Source organism: Pseudomonas khavaziana (genome assembly GCF_036704165.1).
GTDB classification, from domain to species: Bacteria; Pseudomonadota; Gammaproteobacteria; order Pseudomonadales; family Pseudomonadaceae; genus Aquipseudomonas; species Aquipseudomonas khavaziana.
In genome coordinates this window covers 5,991,181-6,007,534 of the sequence record NZ_CP129946.1, presented here as the reverse complement: position 1 = coordinate 6,007,534, position 16,354 = coordinate 5,991,181, and the positions used below count along the sequence as shown (strand labels likewise).

The 16,354-nt window shown below is 60.0% G+C and carries 16 protein-coding genes and 1 pseudogene; 7 read left to right on the top strand and 10 right to left on the bottom strand.

Annotated features, from left to right (window positions below; genetic code table 11):
* Positions 1-17: 17 nt before the first annotated feature.
* Positions 18-1,217, top strand: coding sequence for a formaldehyde dehydrogenase, glutathione-independent (fdhA, locus tag QYQ93_RS26880; RefSeq protein ID WP_005792122.1), 1,200 nt, complete (start codon positions 18-20; stop codon positions 1,215-1,217).
* A gap of 53 nt (positions 1,218-1,270) precedes the next feature.
* Here the strand turns inward: fdhA and QYQ93_RS26875 are convergent, their stop codons facing one another.
* The gene (locus QYQ93_RS26875; protein WP_043046127.1) at positions 1,271-1,651 is read right to left on the bottom strand and encodes a hypothetical protein; all 381 of its coding nucleotides are present in this window, start codon (positions 1,649-1,651) and stop codon (positions 1,271-1,273) included.
* 276 nt (positions 1,652-1,927) lie between these two features.
* Positions 1,928-2,386, bottom strand: coding sequence for an anti-sigma factor domain-containing protein (locus QYQ93_RS26870; protein WP_043046125.1), 459 nt, complete (start codon positions 2,384-2,386; stop codon positions 1,928-1,930).
* A 136-nt stretch (positions 2,387-2,522) separates the two neighbouring features.
* On the opposite strand from QYQ93_RS26870, the gene QYQ93_RS26865 reads away from it, so the two are divergent.
* Positions 2,523-3,095, top strand: coding sequence for a DUF2780 domain-containing protein (locus QYQ93_RS26865; protein WP_043046123.1), 573 nt, complete (start codon positions 2,523-2,525; stop codon positions 3,093-3,095).
* 197 nt (positions 3,096-3,292) lie between these two features.
* Positions 3,293-4,393 (top strand): hypothetical protein, encoded by a 1,101-nt coding sequence (locus tag QYQ93_RS26860; RefSeq protein WP_338475863.1) that lies wholly within the window; start codon positions 3,293-3,295, stop codon positions 4,391-4,393.
* A gap of 261 nt (positions 4,394-4,654) precedes the next feature.
* On the opposite strand, the gene QYQ93_RS26855 is transcribed toward QYQ93_RS26860, so the two are convergent.
* The gene (locus tag QYQ93_RS26855; RefSeq protein WP_043051705.1) at positions 4,655-5,533 is read right to left on the bottom strand and encodes an acyltransferase; all 879 of its coding nucleotides are present in this window, start codon (positions 5,531-5,533) and stop codon (positions 4,655-4,657) included.
* A gap of 173 nt (positions 5,534-5,706) precedes the next feature.
* Between QYQ93_RS26855 and QYQ93_RS26850 the strand changes: the two genes are divergently transcribed.
* From QYQ93_RS26850 to creD, 4 genes are read left to right on the top strand one after another with little or no spacing between them, the layout of a single operon-like run.
* Positions 5,707-6,207, top strand: a complete 501-nt coding sequence (locus QYQ93_RS26850; RefSeq protein ID WP_043051706.1) for an ATP-dependent zinc protease — start codon at positions 5,707-5,709, stop codon at positions 6,205-6,207.
* Between the two features lie 8 nt (positions 6,208-6,215).
* Positions 6,216-6,884: a two-component system response regulator CreB gene (gene creB, locus QYQ93_RS26845; RefSeq protein ID WP_043051707.1), complete on the top strand. Its 669-nt coding sequence runs from the start codon at positions 6,216-6,218 to the stop codon at positions 6,882-6,884.
* On the top strand, positions 6,884-8,323 hold the full coding sequence (creC, locus tag QYQ93_RS26840; protein ID WP_338475862.1) for a two-component system sensor histidine kinase CreC: 1,440 nt from the start codon (positions 6,884-6,886) through the stop codon (positions 8,321-8,323). Before creB ends, creC begins: the two co-directional genes overlap by 1 nt.
* A gap of 51 nt (positions 8,324-8,374) precedes the next feature.
* Entirely contained in the window at positions 8,375-9,724 is a 1,350-nt protein-coding gene (gene creD, locus QYQ93_RS26835; protein ID WP_338475861.1) for a cell envelope integrity protein CreD, read from the top strand.
* A gap of 65 nt (positions 9,725-9,789) precedes the next feature.
* On the opposite strand, the pseudogene QYQ93_RS26830 reads toward creD, so the two are convergent.
* The 7 genes and pseudogenes from QYQ93_RS26830 to QYQ93_RS26800 form a co-directional block, all read right to left on the bottom strand.
* Positions 9,790-9,879: pseudogene (locus QYQ93_RS26830) on the bottom strand (outer membrane lipoprotein carrier protein LolA); the annotation flags it as partial.
* 22 nt (positions 9,880-9,901) lie between these two features.
* A complete protein-coding gene (locus QYQ93_RS26825; RefSeq protein ID WP_043051711.1) occupies positions 9,902-10,531 on the bottom strand; it encodes a glutathione S-transferase N-terminal domain-containing protein in 630 nt (209 codons plus the stop codon).
* A gap of 161 nt (positions 10,532-10,692) precedes the next feature.
* Complete coding sequence (locus QYQ93_RS26820; RefSeq protein ID WP_043051712.1) at positions 10,693-10,875, bottom strand: hypothetical protein; 183 nt, start codon at positions 10,873-10,875, stop codon at positions 10,693-10,695.
* Positions 10,872-11,975, bottom strand: coding sequence for a PepSY-associated TM helix domain-containing protein (locus QYQ93_RS26815; RefSeq protein WP_338475860.1), 1,104 nt, complete (start codon positions 11,973-11,975; stop codon positions 10,872-10,874). The genes QYQ93_RS26820 and QYQ93_RS26815 overlap by 4 nt, the downstream gene beginning before the upstream one ends.
* Before the next feature lie 62 nt (positions 11,976-12,037).
* A complete protein-coding gene (locus QYQ93_RS26810; protein WP_338475859.1) occupies positions 12,038-14,476 on the bottom strand; it encodes a TonB-dependent siderophore receptor in 2,439 nt (812 codons plus the stop codon).
* 218 nt (positions 14,477-14,694) lie between these two features.
* Positions 14,695-15,663, bottom strand: a complete 969-nt coding sequence (locus tag QYQ93_RS26805; protein WP_217880935.1) for a FecR domain-containing protein — start codon at positions 15,661-15,663, stop codon at positions 14,695-14,697.
* Positions 15,660-16,178, bottom strand: coding sequence for an RNA polymerase sigma factor (locus tag QYQ93_RS26800; protein ID WP_043049751.1), 519 nt, complete (start codon positions 16,176-16,178; stop codon positions 15,660-15,662). The genes QYQ93_RS26805 and QYQ93_RS26800 overlap by 4 nt, the downstream gene beginning before the upstream one ends.
* Positions 16,179-16,354 lie beyond the last annotated feature (176 nt).

Genomic DNA, 16,354 nt, shown 5'->3' with positions numbered 1-16,354 from the left:
AACAGCGAGGTGAAAGCATGTCTGGTAATCGTGGTGTCGTGTATCTCGGCAATGGCAAGGTCGAAGTACAGAAAATCGACTATCCAAAAATGCAGGACCCCCGTGGCAGGAAGATCGAGCACGGCGTCATCCTGCGCGTGGTCTCCACCAACATCTGCGGCTCCGACCAACACATGGTGCGCGGCCGCACCACTGCCCAGACCGGCCTGGTGCTCGGACACGAGATCACTGGCGAAGTGATCGAGAAGGGCAGCGACGTTGAAAACCTGAAAATCGGCGACCTGGTTTCCGTACCGTTCAACGTGGCATGCGGCCGCTGCCGCTCCTGCAAGGAACAACACACCGGCGTATGCCTGACCGTCAACCCGGCCCGCGCCGGTGGTGCCTATGGCTATGTAGACATGGGCGACTGGACCGGTGGCCAGGCCGAATACGTGCTGGTGCCGTACGCCGACTTCAACCTGCTGAAACTGCCGGATCGCGACAAGGCCATGGAGAAAATCCGCGACCTGACCTGCCTCTCCGACATCCTGCCCACTGGTTATCACGGCGCTGTCACTGCCGGAGTTGGCCCAGGCAGCACCGTCTACATCGCCGGTGCCGGCCCGGTCGGCCTGGCGGCGGCGGCATCGGCACGCCTGCTGGGCGCGGCGGTTGTGATCATCGGCGACGTCAACTCAATCCGCCTGGCCCACGCCAAGGCCCAGGGCTTTGAAATCGTCGACCTGTCCACCGACACCCCTCTGCACGAACAGATTGCCGCGTTGCTCGGCGAGCCCGAAGTGGACTGCGCCGTTGACTGCGTGGGCTTTGAAGCACGTGGACACGGTCACGACGGCGTCAAGGCCGAAGCCCCGGCCACCGTGCTCAACTCGCTGATGGGCGTGGTGCGCGTGGCCGGCAAAATCGGTATCCCTGGCCTCTACGTCACCGAAGATCCAGGTGCTGTCGATGCCGCCGCAAAAATGGGCAGCCTGAGCATTCGCTTTGGCCTGGGCTGGGCCAAATCCCACAGCTTCCACACGGGGCAGACGCCGGTGATGAAGTACAACCGCCAGTTGATGCAGGCGATCATGTGGGACCGTATCAATATTGCCGAGATCGTCGGCGTGCAGGTGATCAGCCTGGATGATGCGCCACGTGGGTATGGCGAATTCGATGCGGGCGTACCGAAGAAGTTTGTGATTGATCCGCACAAGCTGTTCAGTGCGGCATAAAGCCCCCGGGCAAATGAAAAGGGCGGCCTGTTGCAGGTCGCCCTTTTTACCGTTTACTCGGGTGCAGTGAGCCTCAAGTTCGGATCAGCCACTTCGCCGTTTTCAATGAGGCGTTTTCCGCCGTAATCGCAGTGGACCTTGCCGTCGCGTACGTTGACGGCTTCTGCCTTCAGTTCGTACTTCGGGTCCAGATAGTCATCGTCGGTCCCGGCAGTTTGTCCTGTCCATTTCTTGTCGTTGGTATTCGCGGTGTATTGATAGCCTTCACCGTAAGGCGGCGGAAGGTCGGGGTCGGTATAGGGTTTGGATTGGATATCGCGTCTGGCCGGGCATTGGCCAATATCGGTGGCCGCAGGTGGCGAAGCACGGTCTTGCACGGTGGATATGCCGAGAGCACCGAAGGCGGAAATAACGTTGGGTATTGATCCAGTCATGGTCGTTCAGCTCCTGTGTTAATAAGCCTGGAAAGGTTTATTGAGTGAGCTGTGGGGATGTTTCGGTTCCCTGGGAATGCTTACCGCGATGTAGCAAAAGGGCGACTTGAATTCGCCCTTTTTGCCTCTGGAGCTTAAACCTGCAAACGCCGGCTTATCACACCTGCGGGAGCGCGCTTGCTCGCGAAAAACGTCAACCATAATGCGTATTTTCTGAGTGAGCACGGCGCCTGTAGGTCTTTCGCGAGCAAGCTCGCTCCTACAATCAGGGCGGAGTCAGCGAGCAGCCAATGCACCCTGGTAGACGGTCGGGCCTGTAGGTTGTTTGCTGATGGAGCCACCCTTGGTCTCCGAACTCACCATCAACTCCACCGGTTTGCTGATGGTTTCCTGTTGGCGAGGATTGAGACCGATGATGCCTTTGCCGTCCTCCGGCAACAGGCCAAGCGACACCGGTGTGCCATCTTTAGGGATTGCCCACAGTTCCAGGCTCTGGTCCGGTGCTGGCGCCGTGGAGGCAATCGGCTGCACTTCCAGATAATCCTTGTGAGCCATGATCTGTGCCGCCGGCTGTTGGGTCGTGGTCACCAAAGTCGCCGCCGATTTGACGCTGTCCTGGGTGTAGAGCGCGCCGCCGATACCAGCAACCATCACCACACAGGCGCCGATGAACAGGCGAGGGCGGCTCCAGAATGGAGGCTTTTGCTCAATCACTTGGGGTTGGATCGCAGTCATAAGTCTCTTCCTGACAAATTTTGTACTCAGTGCATGGACCCACTTATCCCCGTTGGGTTCCGAAGGCGCCTTGGAACAACCGACGAGATACCCAGTCCAACGCCTGCTTTTGCTCCCACATTCAGAGGTTGTCTTGATGAAGATTTCACGCGGTTTCGCCCTTTCTTGCCTGATGACCCTGGCAGCAGGCCCGGTGTTCGCCGCAGGCTTCAGCCTTGGCGACGCGGCCAATGCCATCTCGGGCATGCAAGGCGGTAACAACAAGGCCGCAGCCGCTGCACCGTCGTCTGAGACAGCCGGCCTGCTCAGCGCCCTGACTTCGCAACTCAACATCACCCCCGAACAGGCTGTCGGTGGTACTGGTGCGATGCTGGGCCTGGCCAAGAATAAACTCAGTGGCAACGACTTTTCGCAGCTAGGAAACAGCGTGCCAGGCCTCGACCAGCTCTCTGGGAACAACGCATTGGGTAGCCTCGGCGCCTTGAGCGGCATGCTTGGCCAGAGCGGCGGCAGCAAGACCAGCGGTCTTGATGGTTTGCTGGGTAACGTGAAGAACACTAACGACCTGAATACGGCGTTCAGTGCACTGGGTATGGACAGTGGCATGGTGAGCCAGTTTGCCCCGGTGATCCTCAAATACCTGGGCGGGCAGGGCGCCAGCGACTCTGTGTTGGGCAAGCTTGCCCAGGCTTGGGGGGCCGGCGGTTAAGCTGCCTTTCTCCAAGGGGCGTGTTTCCTATAACTATTTCTGACTCATCTTTCATGATGAGTTGGATGTAGGCGAAATAAACTGTAGTGAATCAGTAGGAACGGTAGGAAAGTTAGGTGCCACGTAGTAGTCACCTTCGTAACATCACAGCAGTGCTGTTTGAAGGGTAATGGACAGACTAACTACATGGTGACCTGATGAGCTCTATTAACAATCTGCTACAAACCTCGTTCCAGCCATACAACCAGGTTGGCACCAATGTACCGGCCAGCAAGCCTGGGCCGATCGACCACAATGTGTTGCATTCCCTGGGATTGAGCGCGAATCTGCTGCAGAACTTGCGCAACGATCTGAGTGCCTTCGTTAATGGGTCGAATCCTGAGCGGGCACTCAACAACTTGATGTCTGGGCTGCAACAAATCTCGGGTGTTATCAATGCTCGGGCCAAAGAGTGGCCTTCAGACAACCCGATGCCTGAAGGCGGCAGGTACCTTGTGAAAGGCGCGGACGGCCAGGCGAAAGAAATCACCCCTGCCAAAGAGTGGCCTTCAGACAAACCGATGCCTGAAGGCGGCATACAACTTGTGAAGGGCGCGGACGGCCAGGCGAAAGAAATCACCCCTGCCAAAGAGTGGCCTTCAAACAACCCGATGCCTGAAGGCGGCAAGTACCTTGTGAAGGGCGCGGACGGCCAGGCGAAAGAAATCACCCCTGCCAAAGAGTGGCCTTCAGACAAACCGATGCCTGAAGGCGGCATACAACTTGTGAAGGGTGCGGACGGCCAGGCGAAAGAAATCACCCCTGCCAAAGAATGGCCTTCAAACAAACCGATGCCTGAAGGCGGCATACAACTTGTGAAGGGCGCGGACGGCCAGGCGAAAGAAATCACCCCTGCCAAAGAATGGCCTTCAAACAACCCGATGCCTGAAGGCGGCAAGTACCTTGTGAAGGGCGCGGACGGCCAGGCGAAAGAAATCACCCCTGCCAAAGAATGGCCTTCAAACAACCCGATGCCTGAAGGCGGCATACACCTTGTGAGGGGTGAGGATGGCCAACCAAAAGAGGTCGATACATCCAGAGTGCCGCTTAGCGATTGGACAAATGTGCCTTCGTCTGTCCAGGCTTCCGCTGACTCAGTGATTTCCAATCTCAAGGGGCTGTTGGACGCCGAGGCGGCTGGAGGCGATATTTCGCAAGAGGCGGCAGGTATGCTCACGGCATTGCGTTCCCTTTTTGGTAATGCCAACCCCACTCAAGCACGAGAGGCTGTGTACAACAGCATAGTAGGGTGGGATTGAGCTTTAGCTTCGTTACGGTAGGGTTAACACCACGACGACATTGAAGCGTTCATTTGAGAAGTTTTTGAATACACGATGATCCTTCTCCCTTCCAGAGCTGGCTGGCTCAGCTCTGGGGGGCTTGCGAAACATCGGATCGTTCTCGTAGTCCCCCCCCGGTCACACCGCTGGATCCAGCTCTCGGGTACGGATGTCAATGACCATCTTTGGTCCTTCCGCGCTGAACCAGTGGCTGGCGCAACGTAATGACCTTTCGCAGGTTCATTTAAGAACCTCACCTATCCTCCGATCTTTCTCCATCCAGAGCTGGTTCACCCAGTTCTGGACGGTCTGGCGAAACGCCGGGTCATTCTCGTAATCCCCTTGCCACAGCGCCGGGTCGAGCTCGCGGGTGCGGATATCAATGATTACCTTCGGCACCGCGCCGCTGATCAAGTCCCAGAACCCAGGAATCTTTTGCTGTGGATAGACCACGGTCACATCAAGCACCGCGTCCAGCTGTTCACCCATCGCCGCCAGTACAAACGCCACGCCGCCCGCCTTGGGTTTGAGCAGGCGAGTAAAAGGTGAATTCTGCTGCTTGTGCTTGGTCGCGTTGAAGCGCGTACCTTCCAGGTAATTGACCACTGTCACCGGCTGGCGCTTGAACAGCTCGCAGGCCTCTTTGGTGATCTTCAAGTCCTGCCCCGCCAGTTCCGGGTGCTTGGCCAGGAACGCCTTGGTGTAGCGCTTCATGAACGGGTAGTCCAGCGCCCACCAGGCCAGGCCGAGGAAGGGCACCCAGATCAGCTCTTTTTTCAGGAAGAACTTGAAGAACGGCGTGCGCCGGTTCAGTGCCTGGATCAGCGCCGGGATGTCGACCCAGGATTGGTGGTTGCTGATGACGAGGTAGGAGGTGTCGCCGCGCAAGTCATCGCCACCGCGGATATCCCATTGGGTCGGGATGCACAGCGAAAAGATCAGCTTGTCGATCTCGGCCCAGGTCTCGGCGATCCACATCACCGCCCAGGACATGTAGTCGCGAAAGCGACCCGGGGCCACCAGCTTGAGCAGGGCAAACACCATCAGTGGCCCGAACAGTACCAGGGTGTTGAGCAATAGCAGCAGTGTGACGAAACAGCCGGTGAGCAGGCGGCGCATAAATAACTCTTGGAATCTTGTGGGCGGGCCATCATAAGCAAGGTGAGTCTAGAGGCCAAATCGCAAATCGGTGCACGAATGTTTCACAATGTGCCGTGTAGGGTGGCAGTCACTAACTAAGTGCCGCGTTTGCGGTCTAGAATCCGCCTACTTCTTTCCGAGGAACTCACTTCGTGAAACTGTTATTTGCCTCCCTAGCTCTAGTGGCCCTGCCTGTCATGGCCGCTGAACCGACCCTCTACGGTCGCTACGAATACATTCAGTTGCCGGAGATCGGCGAAACCTTCAAGGCCAAGATGGACACTGGTGCGCTGACCGCCTCGCTGTCGGCCCGGGACATCGAGACCTTCACCCGCGACGGCGATGATTGGGTGCGTTTCCGCCTCGGCGGCAAGGACGCCGGCAACAAGATCTACGAGCATAAGGTGTCGCGCATCAGCAAGATCAAGAGCCGTGCCGACGAAGACGATGACAAGGACGAACCCTCGGTGGCCAAGCGCCCGGTAGTCGATCTGGAAATGTGCCTGGGCAACGTCAAGCGCACCGTCGAGGTCAACCTCACCGACCGCAGCAGCTTCAATTACCCGCTGCTGATTGGCGCCAAGGCCCTGCGTGAATTTGGCGCGGCGGTGAACCCTGCACGTCGCTACACTGCCGACAAACCGGACTGCTGATTGAATCCATGCCGCACATCCTGATTGTCGAAGACGAAGCGGCGATAGCCGACACGCTGATCTTTGCCTTGCAAGGCGAGGGCTTCACCACCACCTGGCTGACCCTCGGCCAGGCGGCGCTGGAGCATCAGCGCCAGAGCCCGGCCGACCTGATCATCCTCGACATCGGCCTGCCGGACATCACCGGCTTTGAAACCTGCAAGCAACTGCGTCGGTTCAGCGAAGTGCCAGTGATGTTTCTCAGTGCCCGGGATGCCGAAATCGATCGGGTGGTAGGGCTGGAAATCGGTGCCGACGATTATGTGGTCAAGCCCTTCAGCCCACGGGAAGTGGCGGCGCGGGTCCGGGCGATCCTCAAGCGGGTCGGCCCAGGCGTGGCGCCGACGCAGTTCCAGGTCGACCTGGAGCGCATGCAGATCAGCTATCGCGGACAACCCTTGAGCCTTACTCGCCACGAGTTCCGCTTGCTGCAAAGCCTGCTGGAACAACCCGAGCGCGTGTTCAGCCGCGAACAATTGCTGGACGCGGTGGGTGTGCCGGCCGATGCGGGTTACGAGCGCAATATCGACAGCCATATCAAGAGCCTGCGCAGCAAACTGCGCAGCGTGGCGGCAGACGCCGAGCCGATCCAGACTCATCGCGGCCTCGGCTACAGCTACAGCCCGAGTAACGGCTGATGCGCCTGGGGCTGCGGATCTTCCTGGTGTATGCGCTGTTTATCGGGCTGACTGGTTACTTTGTGCTCAATACGGTGATGAAGGAAATCCGCCCCGGCGTGCGCCAGTCCACCGAAGAAACCCTGGTGGACACCGCCAACCTGCTGGCTGAAATCCTGCGCGAGGATGTGAAGAACGGCACTCTCGGCCAGAGTCATTGGCCGGCGCTGCTCAAGGCCTATGGCAGCCGCCAGCCGGGAGCGACGATCTGGGGCCTGCCGAAAAACCAGGTCAACCACCGCATCTACGTCACCGATGCCAAGGGCAAGGTGCTGCTTGACTCCACGGGCGAAGCGGTGGGCCAGGACTATTCGAAATGGAACGACGTGTACCTGACCCTGCGCGGCGAATACGGTGCGCGCTCCACCCGCAGCGCTGTGGAGGATCCTGCCTCATCGGTGATGCACGTGGGCGCGCCGATTCGCGATAACGGCCAGATTATCGGCGTGGTCACCGTGGCCAAGCCCAACAGTTCATTGCAACCCTATGTGGACCGCACCGAGCGCCGTCTGCTGTGGTACGGCGCCGGGCTGGTGGTGCTCGGCTTGCTGCTGGGCGCTGTGTTGTCATGGTGGTTGAGCGTGGCGCTGCGGCGGTTGACGGCTTACGCCGAGGCGGTCAGCGAAGGGCGGCGCGCCGAGTTGCCCCATTATCGGGGCGGCGAGTTGAAGCAGTTGTCCACCGCCGTGGAGCACATGCGCACGCAGCTGGAGGGAAAGGCTTATGTCGAGCGTTACGTGCACACCCTGACCCATGAACTGAAAAGTCCGTTGGCAGCGATTCGTGGCGCGGCGGAGCTGTTGCAGGGCGATATGACCCGTGAACAGCAGCAGCGTTTTGTCGGCAACATCGACAGCGAAAGTGCGCGCCTGCAGCAGTTGATCGAGCGCTTGCTCAACCTGGCCCAGGTGGAACAACGCCAGGGGCTGGAAGAGCAGTCGAGCATCCCGCTGGCGGCCATGGTCGAGGACGTACTCAAGGCCCAGTGTGCTCGGATCGAAGGCGCCGGCTTGCACGTCGAGCAAGCGATTGCCGCCGACGTGAAGGTGTTTGGCGAACCCTTCCTGCTGCGCCAGGCCTTGGGCAATCTGCTGGACAACGCCCTGGATTTCACCCCGCCCGGCGGTGCGCTGCGGTTCAGCGCGCAGGTGCGGCATAACGACGTGCAGGTCAGCCTGTTCAATCAGGCCGAGGCCATTCCCGACTATGCCTTGCCGCGTTTGAGCGAGCGCTTCTACTCGCTGCCACGCCCGGCCAGCGGGCGCAAAAGCACTGGCCTGGGTCTCAACTTTGTCGAGGAAGTGATGAAGCTGCACGGCGGTTCGTTGCAGATCGGCAATGTACCTGGCGGGGTGCAAGCGGTGCTGCATCTCCACACAGTCTCCACATTGCCCACATAAATCCCCCACACGTCTTCCCCAGACTCTCCCCATTCAAACAGGGAGAGACCCATGAACCGCAGCCTGCTTTTCAAACTTGGCGCGATTGCGCTGCTGATCCTGCTGTTGTTGATTCCGTTGTTGATGATCAACGGCATCATCAGCGACCGCCAGCAACTGCGCGACGGCGTCTTGATGGACATCGCCCGCAGTTCCAGCTACGCCCAGCGCCTGGCCGGGCCGGTCATGGTGGTGCCGTATCGCAAGACCGTGCGTGAATGGAAGTTCAATGAAAAGCTCAACAAACGCTATGAAGAAACCCGTGAAGAGCGTGGTCGTCTGTATTTCCTGCCGGACCGCTTTGAACTTGACGGCAAAGTGCAAACCGAACTGCGTTCACGGGGCATCTACCAGGCGCGATTGTTCCATGCCGACAACCGTATCAGCGGGCGTTTCGAGTTGCCTGCACAGTTGGGCATCACCGAAAACTTTGCCGATTACCGTTTTGAACCGGCGTTCCTGGCGGTGGGCATCAGCGATATTCGCGGGATTGAAAACGCCCTGAAGCTGGAACTGGGTGACCAACGCCTGGAATTTTCGCCGGGCTCCCAAGTGGACTGGCTGGGCGAGGGCGTGCATGTGACGTTGCCGGAGCAGGACGGCAAGCAACCTGCGGTACTGGAGTTTGCCTTCGACCTGCGCCTGCAGGGCACCGAGCAACTGCAAGTGGTGCCGGTGGGCAAGGCCAGCCAGGTATCGCTGGCGTCCAACTGGCCGCACCCGAGTTTTATCGGCAACTTCCTGCCGGTTCAACGTGACGTCTCTGACAAAGGGTTTACCGCTGGTTGGCAGACTTCATTCTTCTCCACCAACCTGGAGCAGGCCCTGCAAAACTGCCTGGACGGGCAAGGCTGTGAAGACTTCACCAACCGCAGCTTTGGCGTGAACTTCATCGACCCGGTGGACCAGTACCTCAAGAGCGACCGTGCGATCAAATACGCGCTGCTGTTTATCGCCCTGACCTTTGCTGGTTTCTTCCTGTTCGAAGTGCTCAAGAGCCTGGCGGTGCACCCGATCCAGTACGCGCTGGTGGGCGTCGCGCTGGCGTTCTTCTACCTGCTGCTGTTGTCGTTGTCCGAGCATGTGGGCTTTGCCCTGGCTTATCTGATATCCGCCAGTGCTTGCGTTTTGTTGATTGGTTTCTATGTGTGCCATGTGCTGCGCAGCGTTGCCCATGGGCTGGGGTTCTCGGCGGGGTTGGCGGCATTGTATGGCTTGCTGTACGGGCTGCTGAGTGCCGAGGATTACGCGCTGCTGATGGGCTCGCTGTTGCTGTTTGGCCTGCTGGGTACGGTGATGGTGCTGACGCGCAAACTGGATTGGTATGGGGTGGGTAAGCGTAAGGTGGAGGAGGAGCAATGATTGGGTTGCGCGAAGATCAGCAAATGAAGGTGAGGATGGTCAACGTCCTCAATCACACCGCCGCTCACTGTAGGAGCGAGCTTGCTCGCGAAGAACGCATGGACACCGCGTTCAGTCAGGTGACCCGCGTTATCGTTGACGATTTTCGCGAGCAAGCTCGCTCCTACAGAGGGCTCGTCAAACCGGCGGCTGGGTCTGCAGCATCGAAGCCCGCTGACTGACCTCGGCGTACCAGGCGGCGAGCTTGGGATTGTCCGAGCGCCATTGCAGGCCTGGGTGACGGAAGTCCAGGTAACCCAGGGCACAGGCCACGCTGATGGCGGCAATATCGAAATGGCTGGTCAGTTCGGCGATCGCGTCCTGTTCCAGCTCCGCGAGGGCGCGGCGGATCTTGTTGCGCTGTTCATCCAGCCATTGGTTCCAATGCTTTTCCACCGGGCGCATGGCGGTCTCGTAACGCACTAGCACGGCGGCATCCATGATGCCGTCGGCCATCGAGGCCAGGGTCAGGCGCCGCCAGCGGGCCGAGCCATCGCGGGGGATCAGCGGGTTGCCGACGTGCTGGTGGTCGAAGTAATCGAGGATTACCCGGCTGTCATGCAGTACCGAACCGTCGGCCAGGCGCAAGGCCGGGATCTTGCCCACGGGGTTGCCTTGCACCACTTGGGCGTCCGGGTTGACCGGGGTCGGCAAGCAGGTATGCAGGGCCACGCGGTCCTGCTGGCCGGTCTCGATCAGCAGCACGCGGACTTTGCGTACGAAGGGTGAAGCGGGGTTGTGGAACAATGTCATGCTGGGGGCGGACATGGGCATTCCTCGAAATGGACTGTGGCTAGCGTAGAGGCTTGCGCAGTGGCTGGCGAGGGGGATTTTGTGATCCTGAGGGCCTCATCGGGGGCAAGCCCCCTCCCACAGTGGACGGCGTTCACAAATCAAATGTGGGAGGGGGCTTGCCCCCGATGAGGCCCTCAGCCGCGCCACTTGCCCAACGCCCAGGCACCAATGGCCGCAGGTATGCCCAACCCCACCCAACTCAACGAATCCCACACCCCGTCCCCCAGCAGCGCCGCAAACAACCCCGCGGCGCTGAGCAGGCCAATCCCCATTGGTATGCCAAACACCTTCCAGAAATTCGACTGCCGCGGCTTCATACCTTGGCCGCCTTGCGCCGCACGATCCACAGGTAAATCCCGCTCACCAGCACGACGATGGTCAGCACATCCAGCACCGCCCACAGGATCTTCATCGGCATGCCGCCGTAATCACCGAAGTGCAGCGGTTGGGACAGGCCCATGGCGTCCATGTACCACGGTCGCTCGGCGATGGCGGTAACGGCCAGGGTGCTGGCGTCAATCAGCACTGGCGTGAGCAGATGAGAAGTCAGGTGGGTGCTGCCCTTCATGAATACGGCGTAGTGGTGTTCACTGGAAAAGCGTGTACCGGGGAAGGCGATAAAGTCCGGCTCCATACCGGGCGCGGCCTTGGCGGCAATGCTCAGCAGCTCAGTGGTCGGTGCGCGATGGGTCAGCGGCGCGGCGGTTTTGTAGGGTTCGATCATGGCGCTGAGGCTGTCCTGGCGCCAGGCGGCGATGAGCAGGTCGGCGCAGGCACTGATCACGCCGGTCACGCCCACGACCAGCGCCCAGGTCAGGGTAACCACGCCAATCAGGTTGTGCAGGTCGAGCCAGCGCAGGCGGGTGGACTTGTCCTGGCGCACGGTGGCAAATTTCAAGCGGCGCATGAACGGCAGGTACAACACCGTGCCCGAAATAATCGCCAGCACAAACAGAATACCCATGAATGCCAGCAGCAACTTGCCCGGCAGGCCGGCGAACATATCCACATGCAGGCGCAACAGGAACAGGGTAAGGCCGCCATTGGCCGAGGGCATTTCGACCGTTTCGCCGGTTCGGGCATCGAGCATGAAGGTATGGGACGAATTCGGCTCGGTGCCTGCCGTGGCCGCCATGATCGCGATCACGCCGTTCTTGTCGTCTTCGTCCCAGGCCAAGTACTGCATGGCCTCGCCGGGACGATGAGCCTGGGCCTTGGCCACCAGCTGTTCAAGGTTGAGCCGGGGCGTATCGGCGGGCATCTGCGCCAACTCGGGCTCGTTGCCCAGCAGATGGTCGATCTCATGGTGGAACACCAGCGGCAGGCCAGTGAGGGCGAGCAGCAGCAGGAATACGGTGCAGATCAGGCTGGTCCAGGTGTGGATGAAGGACCAGCGGCGGATGGTTTTGCTTTTCATCACGGCTCCAAGGCAAAAAGGCCGCAGTTCAGGCGGCCCTTCATAAGCGGTTTTTCACCGTCTTAGAATTTGTAGTTCACGCTGGCGACCACGTTGCGCTGGTCACCGTAGTAGCAATAGAAACCGTCGCAGGTGGACAGGTAGTCCTTGTTGAAGATGTTCTTGGCGTCCACGGCCACTGTGACACCCTTCATGGCGCTGTTCACACGGCCTAGGTCGTAGTGCACCGAGGCGTCGTAGACAGTGTAGGAGCCTACGTGGCCGAGTTCGGTGTTGGCGGCGTTACCGTAGGTATCGCCAACGTAGCGCACGCCTGCACCTACACCGAAGCCGTCCAGTAATCCACTGCGCCACGTATAATCGGCCCATCCTGTCGCCTGGTTGCGTGGTAACTGGTTCATGCGATTGCCTTCTTCGCCGGTCGCGCCCTTGGTGATCTCGCTATCGTTATAGGTGTAGGAACCTACCAGTTTGAGGCTGTCGGTGACGTCGGCACTGGCTTCCAATTCCAGACCGCGATTGCGCACTTCACCGATCTGGCGCGTGATGCTGCCCTCAGTCACCGTGGAGTTCTTTTGGGTCAGGTCAAATACTGCTGCTGTAAACAAGGCCTTTGTGCCCGGTGGCTGGTACTTGATCCCTGCTTCGTACTGTTTACCTTCAGTCGGCTTGAAAGCCCCGGTGGTGGCCACTTGTGTACCGGTACCCGCTTGGAACGATTCGGCGTAGGACAGGTACGGCGTGATGCCGTTATCGAACACATAGCTCAGTGCGGCATTTGCGCTGAAATGCTTGTCGCGTTGTGTGTTGGTGACGTCGTTCAGGTTATGGAAAGTAGTGCCGGTGTGTACCCAGTCTTCACGCCCGCCAAGCGTCAGTCGCCAGTTGTCCAGCGCCATCTGGTCTTGGACATATAGGCCGGTCTGTTGGGTCTTCTGGGTGTAGTCATACATGGTGAAGTACTGAACATTGGAGAAGTCCTGTCCATACACCGGGCGGTTGAAATTGATGGTTGGCACGCCGGTCGAACCCCAGTCCCAGCGCGCATTGCTGGTGGAGCGCTGATGGTCCAGGCCTAGCAGCAGTGTGTGGTTCACGGCGCCAGTGTTGAAGTCGGCCTGCAAGTTATTGTCGACAGCGAACTGACTGATGTCCTCATCGACCTTGCCGGCTGAGCGACGCACGTTGCCGTCAGCGTCTACCGCGGTTTCCGGGCCATTGGGGAAGAACGCACCGCCGGCGGTCAGGCCCTGGAACGACAAGTCGTTCTTGGTATAGCGCAGGTTTTGGTGGAACTGCCAAGTGTCGTTCAGGCGCGTTTCAAATGCATAACCCAGTGCGTAGTAAGTGCGGTCATAGAATTCCCAGTCTGGATCGCCCAGATTCTTATGATGGGAAATCTTGCCGGCTGGCGAACTCAATTTGGTGCCCTGCAATGGCAGGAACTGACCGGTAATACCGGTATCGTCGCGGGTGAACTGTGTGAGTAACGTCAGCTTGGTGCCGTCGTTGATATTCCACGTGAGGCTGGGGGCAACGTTGTATCGCTTGTCGGGGATGTGGTCTACCGCGGTATTACTGTCGCGCACTACGCCGCTGATTCGGTAGAGGAACTGGCCTTCGTCGTCGATTTTTCCGGTGCTATCGAAGTTGATCTGCTTGTGGTTATTGCTGCCGGCCTGCACTTCAATTTCGTTTGAACTTTCGGTCTGGGGGCGGCGGCTGACCATATCCAGCAGGCCGCCGGGTGGAGTTTGCCCGTAGACCGACGACGCCGGGCCTCGCAGCACTGCGATGCGCTCCAGATTCCAAGTGTCGATTTTTGGCGTTGCGTAGTTACCTTTGGGCAATGGCAGGCCATCAAGGAATTGAGTCGGGACAAAACCGCGCACCAGCAACCAGTCACTGCGCGAGTCGGAGCCATAGCCACTGCTCTGTACGCCTGCGGTGTAGCGCAGGGCGTCGTTGAGGTTGAGAACGGAGCGGTCTTCCATTTGCTGGCGAGTAATGACCGTGACGGAACGGGGCAGCTCGGCGATAGGGGTGTCAGTTTTTGTGCCCGCTGCTGTGCGGGTAGCAACATAACCCTCCACCGGCCCCCAAGCGCTCTCATAGTTGCCCTGGCCGGTGATATTGGTAGTCGGCAAGGCCACGACGCCTTCTGGAACCGGCACCAAGGTGTAAGTGCCCGCACTGCTTTGTTCCAACTGCAACCCAGTACCGCGCAACGCTTCACGCAGCGCGCCCTGCGCATCGAACTGGCCCTTGACCGGGGCCGAGGTCTTGCCGGCGGCAAGTGTCGGGTTGAGGGTCAGCGCCAGGCCGGCCTGGCTGGCGATCTGGTTCAGGGTGGCGGCCAATGGCGCGGCCGGCAGGTTGTAGGCACGCATGCTGGAGGCTTGTTCAGCGGCGGCCAGTGCGGTGCTGGTCAGCGGGGTGCCGAGGGCGATGGCCAGGGCTAACAGGCTGGGGCGCAACAAGGTGTCTAGCATGCGGGACATAGGGCGGCTCCTGAATGGAAATATTTCTCAATTGCCTAGGTGCCGAACGAGAAGCGAAAAGTGATAGGGCCAGGTGAAACTATTTTTTTGGCGGTTTGTTTCAGGGCCTCATCGGGAGCAAGCCCCCTCCCACAGTTGACCGCGTTTTACCTGGCTGAACGCGGTCAACTGTGGGAGGGGGCTTGCTCCCGATGGCGATTGCCCGGTCACCACAGAATCTAAGGCTTGGCAGTTACGGTCACCCACCACGGCGTGTGCTGCTCGATCTGCACGGGCAAGGTCGGCAACAGCGCATTCAACGCCAGGGTGGTGTCGTGCAGCGGGAAGCTGCCGGTGATGCGCAGGTCGGCTACGCCTTTATCCACACCCAGGTAGCCGGTGCGGTAGCGACTCAGTTCATTGACCACATCCCCCAGGCGGGCGTTGTCGACCACCAGCATGCCGCGGGTCCAGGCATCGGAGGCCGGGGTGACGGCCAGTGTCGGGCCCAGGCCGTCGCTGCGCATCAACACCTGCTGACCGGCCTTGAACACCTGTTCTTGATGCAGCGCCTCAGGTTGGGCAGCCACCGCAGAGTGCAATACGCTCAGGCGCGTGGCCTGGTCTTCGCGCTTGACGATAAACCGCGTGCCCAGCGCTCGCAGACTGCCGTCGCGGGTTTGCACATAGAACGGGCGCGCATCGTCGTGGCCGGTTTCGACGAGGATTTCGCCTTCCTGCAACACAATCAACCGGCGTTTTTCGTCGAAGCGCACATCAATGGCGCTATGGGTGTTGAGGTTGATCTGCGTGCCGTCTGCCAGTTTCAGTGTACGTTGCTCGCCGGTGGCGGTGCGCTGGTCGGCCAGCCAATAGTGGATCGGCACGTACCGCTCGCCGGCAAACAGCGCCAGGCCGCACACCAGCACGATACTCGCCAGGCCACGGCCCAGCTTGCGCACGCGCTGGCGAATGCCTTGGCGCGATTGTAGCAACGCCGCCCGCGCCGGGCCCGAGGCCACGCTGAAACGCTGGTCGAGCATGCCCAATTGGCGCCAGGCGCGGGCATGTTCCTCATCGCTGGCCAACCATTTGGCGAATTCCTCGCGTTCCACCGCGCTGCCCTCGCCCGAGTCGAGGGACAGTTGCCAGGCAATCGCGGCATCCAGCACCCGCGCTGACACCGGTTTGGCACTGACGGCGGTCACGACGGCTCGCCGTACAGCGCGATGTAGCACTGGCGAATGCCCTGGGCCAGGTACTGGCGCACACGGGGCACCGACACGCCGAGGCGCCGGGCGATTTCTGCATGGCCCAGGCCGTCGAGGCGGTTATAGAGGAAAGCGGCGCGGGCCTTGCTCGACAGCCTGCCGAGCAGACGGTCGATGGCCTTGAGGTCTTCGAGGATCAGGTGCTGTTCTTGCGGCGAAGGGTGTTCGCTTTCCGGGATCAGCATCAATTCGGTGAGGTAGGCCTGTTCCAGGGCGGCGCGGCGGAAGTAGTCGAACAGCAAACCCTTGGCAATGGCCACCAGGAACGCCCGGGGTTCACGAGGTTCGCGCAGCTCATCCCGGCCCAGCAGGCGCATGAAGGTGTCCTGGCTCAGGTCTTCGGCGCGGCTTGGGCAGGCCACGTTGCGCCGCAGCCAGGCCAGCAGCCAGCCGCGATGGTCGCGATACAACGCGCCAACAAGCTCACTGTGTGGAGTCTGGACCGACGACACGGCATCACCGAATAAATAAGGGGCTTTAACTAACGAGAATTATTCGCGATTGTGTCAGAGGCGTGAGGTGGGTGCAATTGGCGTCTGTCGGGAGATCGTTCCTACGCTCTGCGTAGGAATGCATCCCGTGACGCTCCGCGTCACAGCCAACAATGGGGCGCAGAGCGTCCCTGGCG

What these genes read in the sequence shown, in the direction of transcription:
- QYQ93_RS26860 (WP_338475863.1), top strand. Translation starts at nt 3,293, where the DNA reads ATGAGCTCTATTAACAATCTGCTACAAACCTCGTTCCAGCCATACAAC.
- QYQ93_RS26855 (WP_043051705.1), bottom strand. Translation starts at nt 5,533, where the DNA reads ATGCGCCGCCTGCTCACCGGCTGTTTCGTCACACTGCTGCTATTGCTC.
- fdhA (WP_005792122.1), top strand. Translation starts at nt 18, where the DNA reads ATGTCTGGTAATCGTGGTGTCGTGTATCTCGGCAATGGCAAGGTCGAA.
- QYQ93_RS26820 (WP_043051712.1), bottom strand. Translation starts at nt 10,875, where the DNA reads ATGAAGCCGCGGCAGTCGAATTTCTGGAAGGTGTTTGGCATACCAATG.
- creC (WP_338475862.1), top strand. Translation starts at nt 6,884, where the DNA reads ATGCGCCTGGGGCTGCGGATCTTCCTGGTGTATGCGCTGTTTATCGGG.
- QYQ93_RS26870 (WP_043046125.1), bottom strand. Translation starts at nt 2,386, where the DNA reads ATGACTGCGATCCAACCCCAAGTGATTGAGCAAAAGCCTCCATTCTGG.
- creD (WP_338475861.1), top strand. Translation starts at nt 8,375, where the DNA reads ATGAACCGCAGCCTGCTTTTCAAACTTGGCGCGATTGCGCTGCTGATC.
- QYQ93_RS26865 (WP_043046123.1), top strand. Translation starts at nt 2,523, where the DNA reads ATGAAGATTTCACGCGGTTTCGCCCTTTCTTGCCTGATGACCCTGGCA.
- QYQ93_RS26815 (WP_338475860.1), bottom strand. Translation starts at nt 11,975, where the DNA reads ATGAAAAGCAAAACCATCCGCCGCTGGTCCTTCATCCACACCTGGACC.
- QYQ93_RS26825 (WP_043051711.1), bottom strand. Translation starts at nt 10,531, where the DNA reads ATGTCCGCCCCCAGCATGACATTGTTCCACAACCCCGCTTCACCCTTC.
- QYQ93_RS26810 (WP_338475859.1), bottom strand. Translation starts at nt 14,476, where the DNA reads ATGTCCCGCATGCTAGACACCTTGTTGCGCCCCAGCCTGTTAGCCCTG.
- QYQ93_RS26875 (WP_043046127.1), bottom strand. Translation starts at nt 1,651, where the DNA reads ATGACTGGATCAATACCCAACGTTATTTCCGCCTTCGGTGCTCTCGGC.
- creB (WP_043051707.1), top strand. Translation starts at nt 6,216, where the DNA reads ATGCCGCACATCCTGATTGTCGAAGACGAAGCGGCGATAGCCGACACG.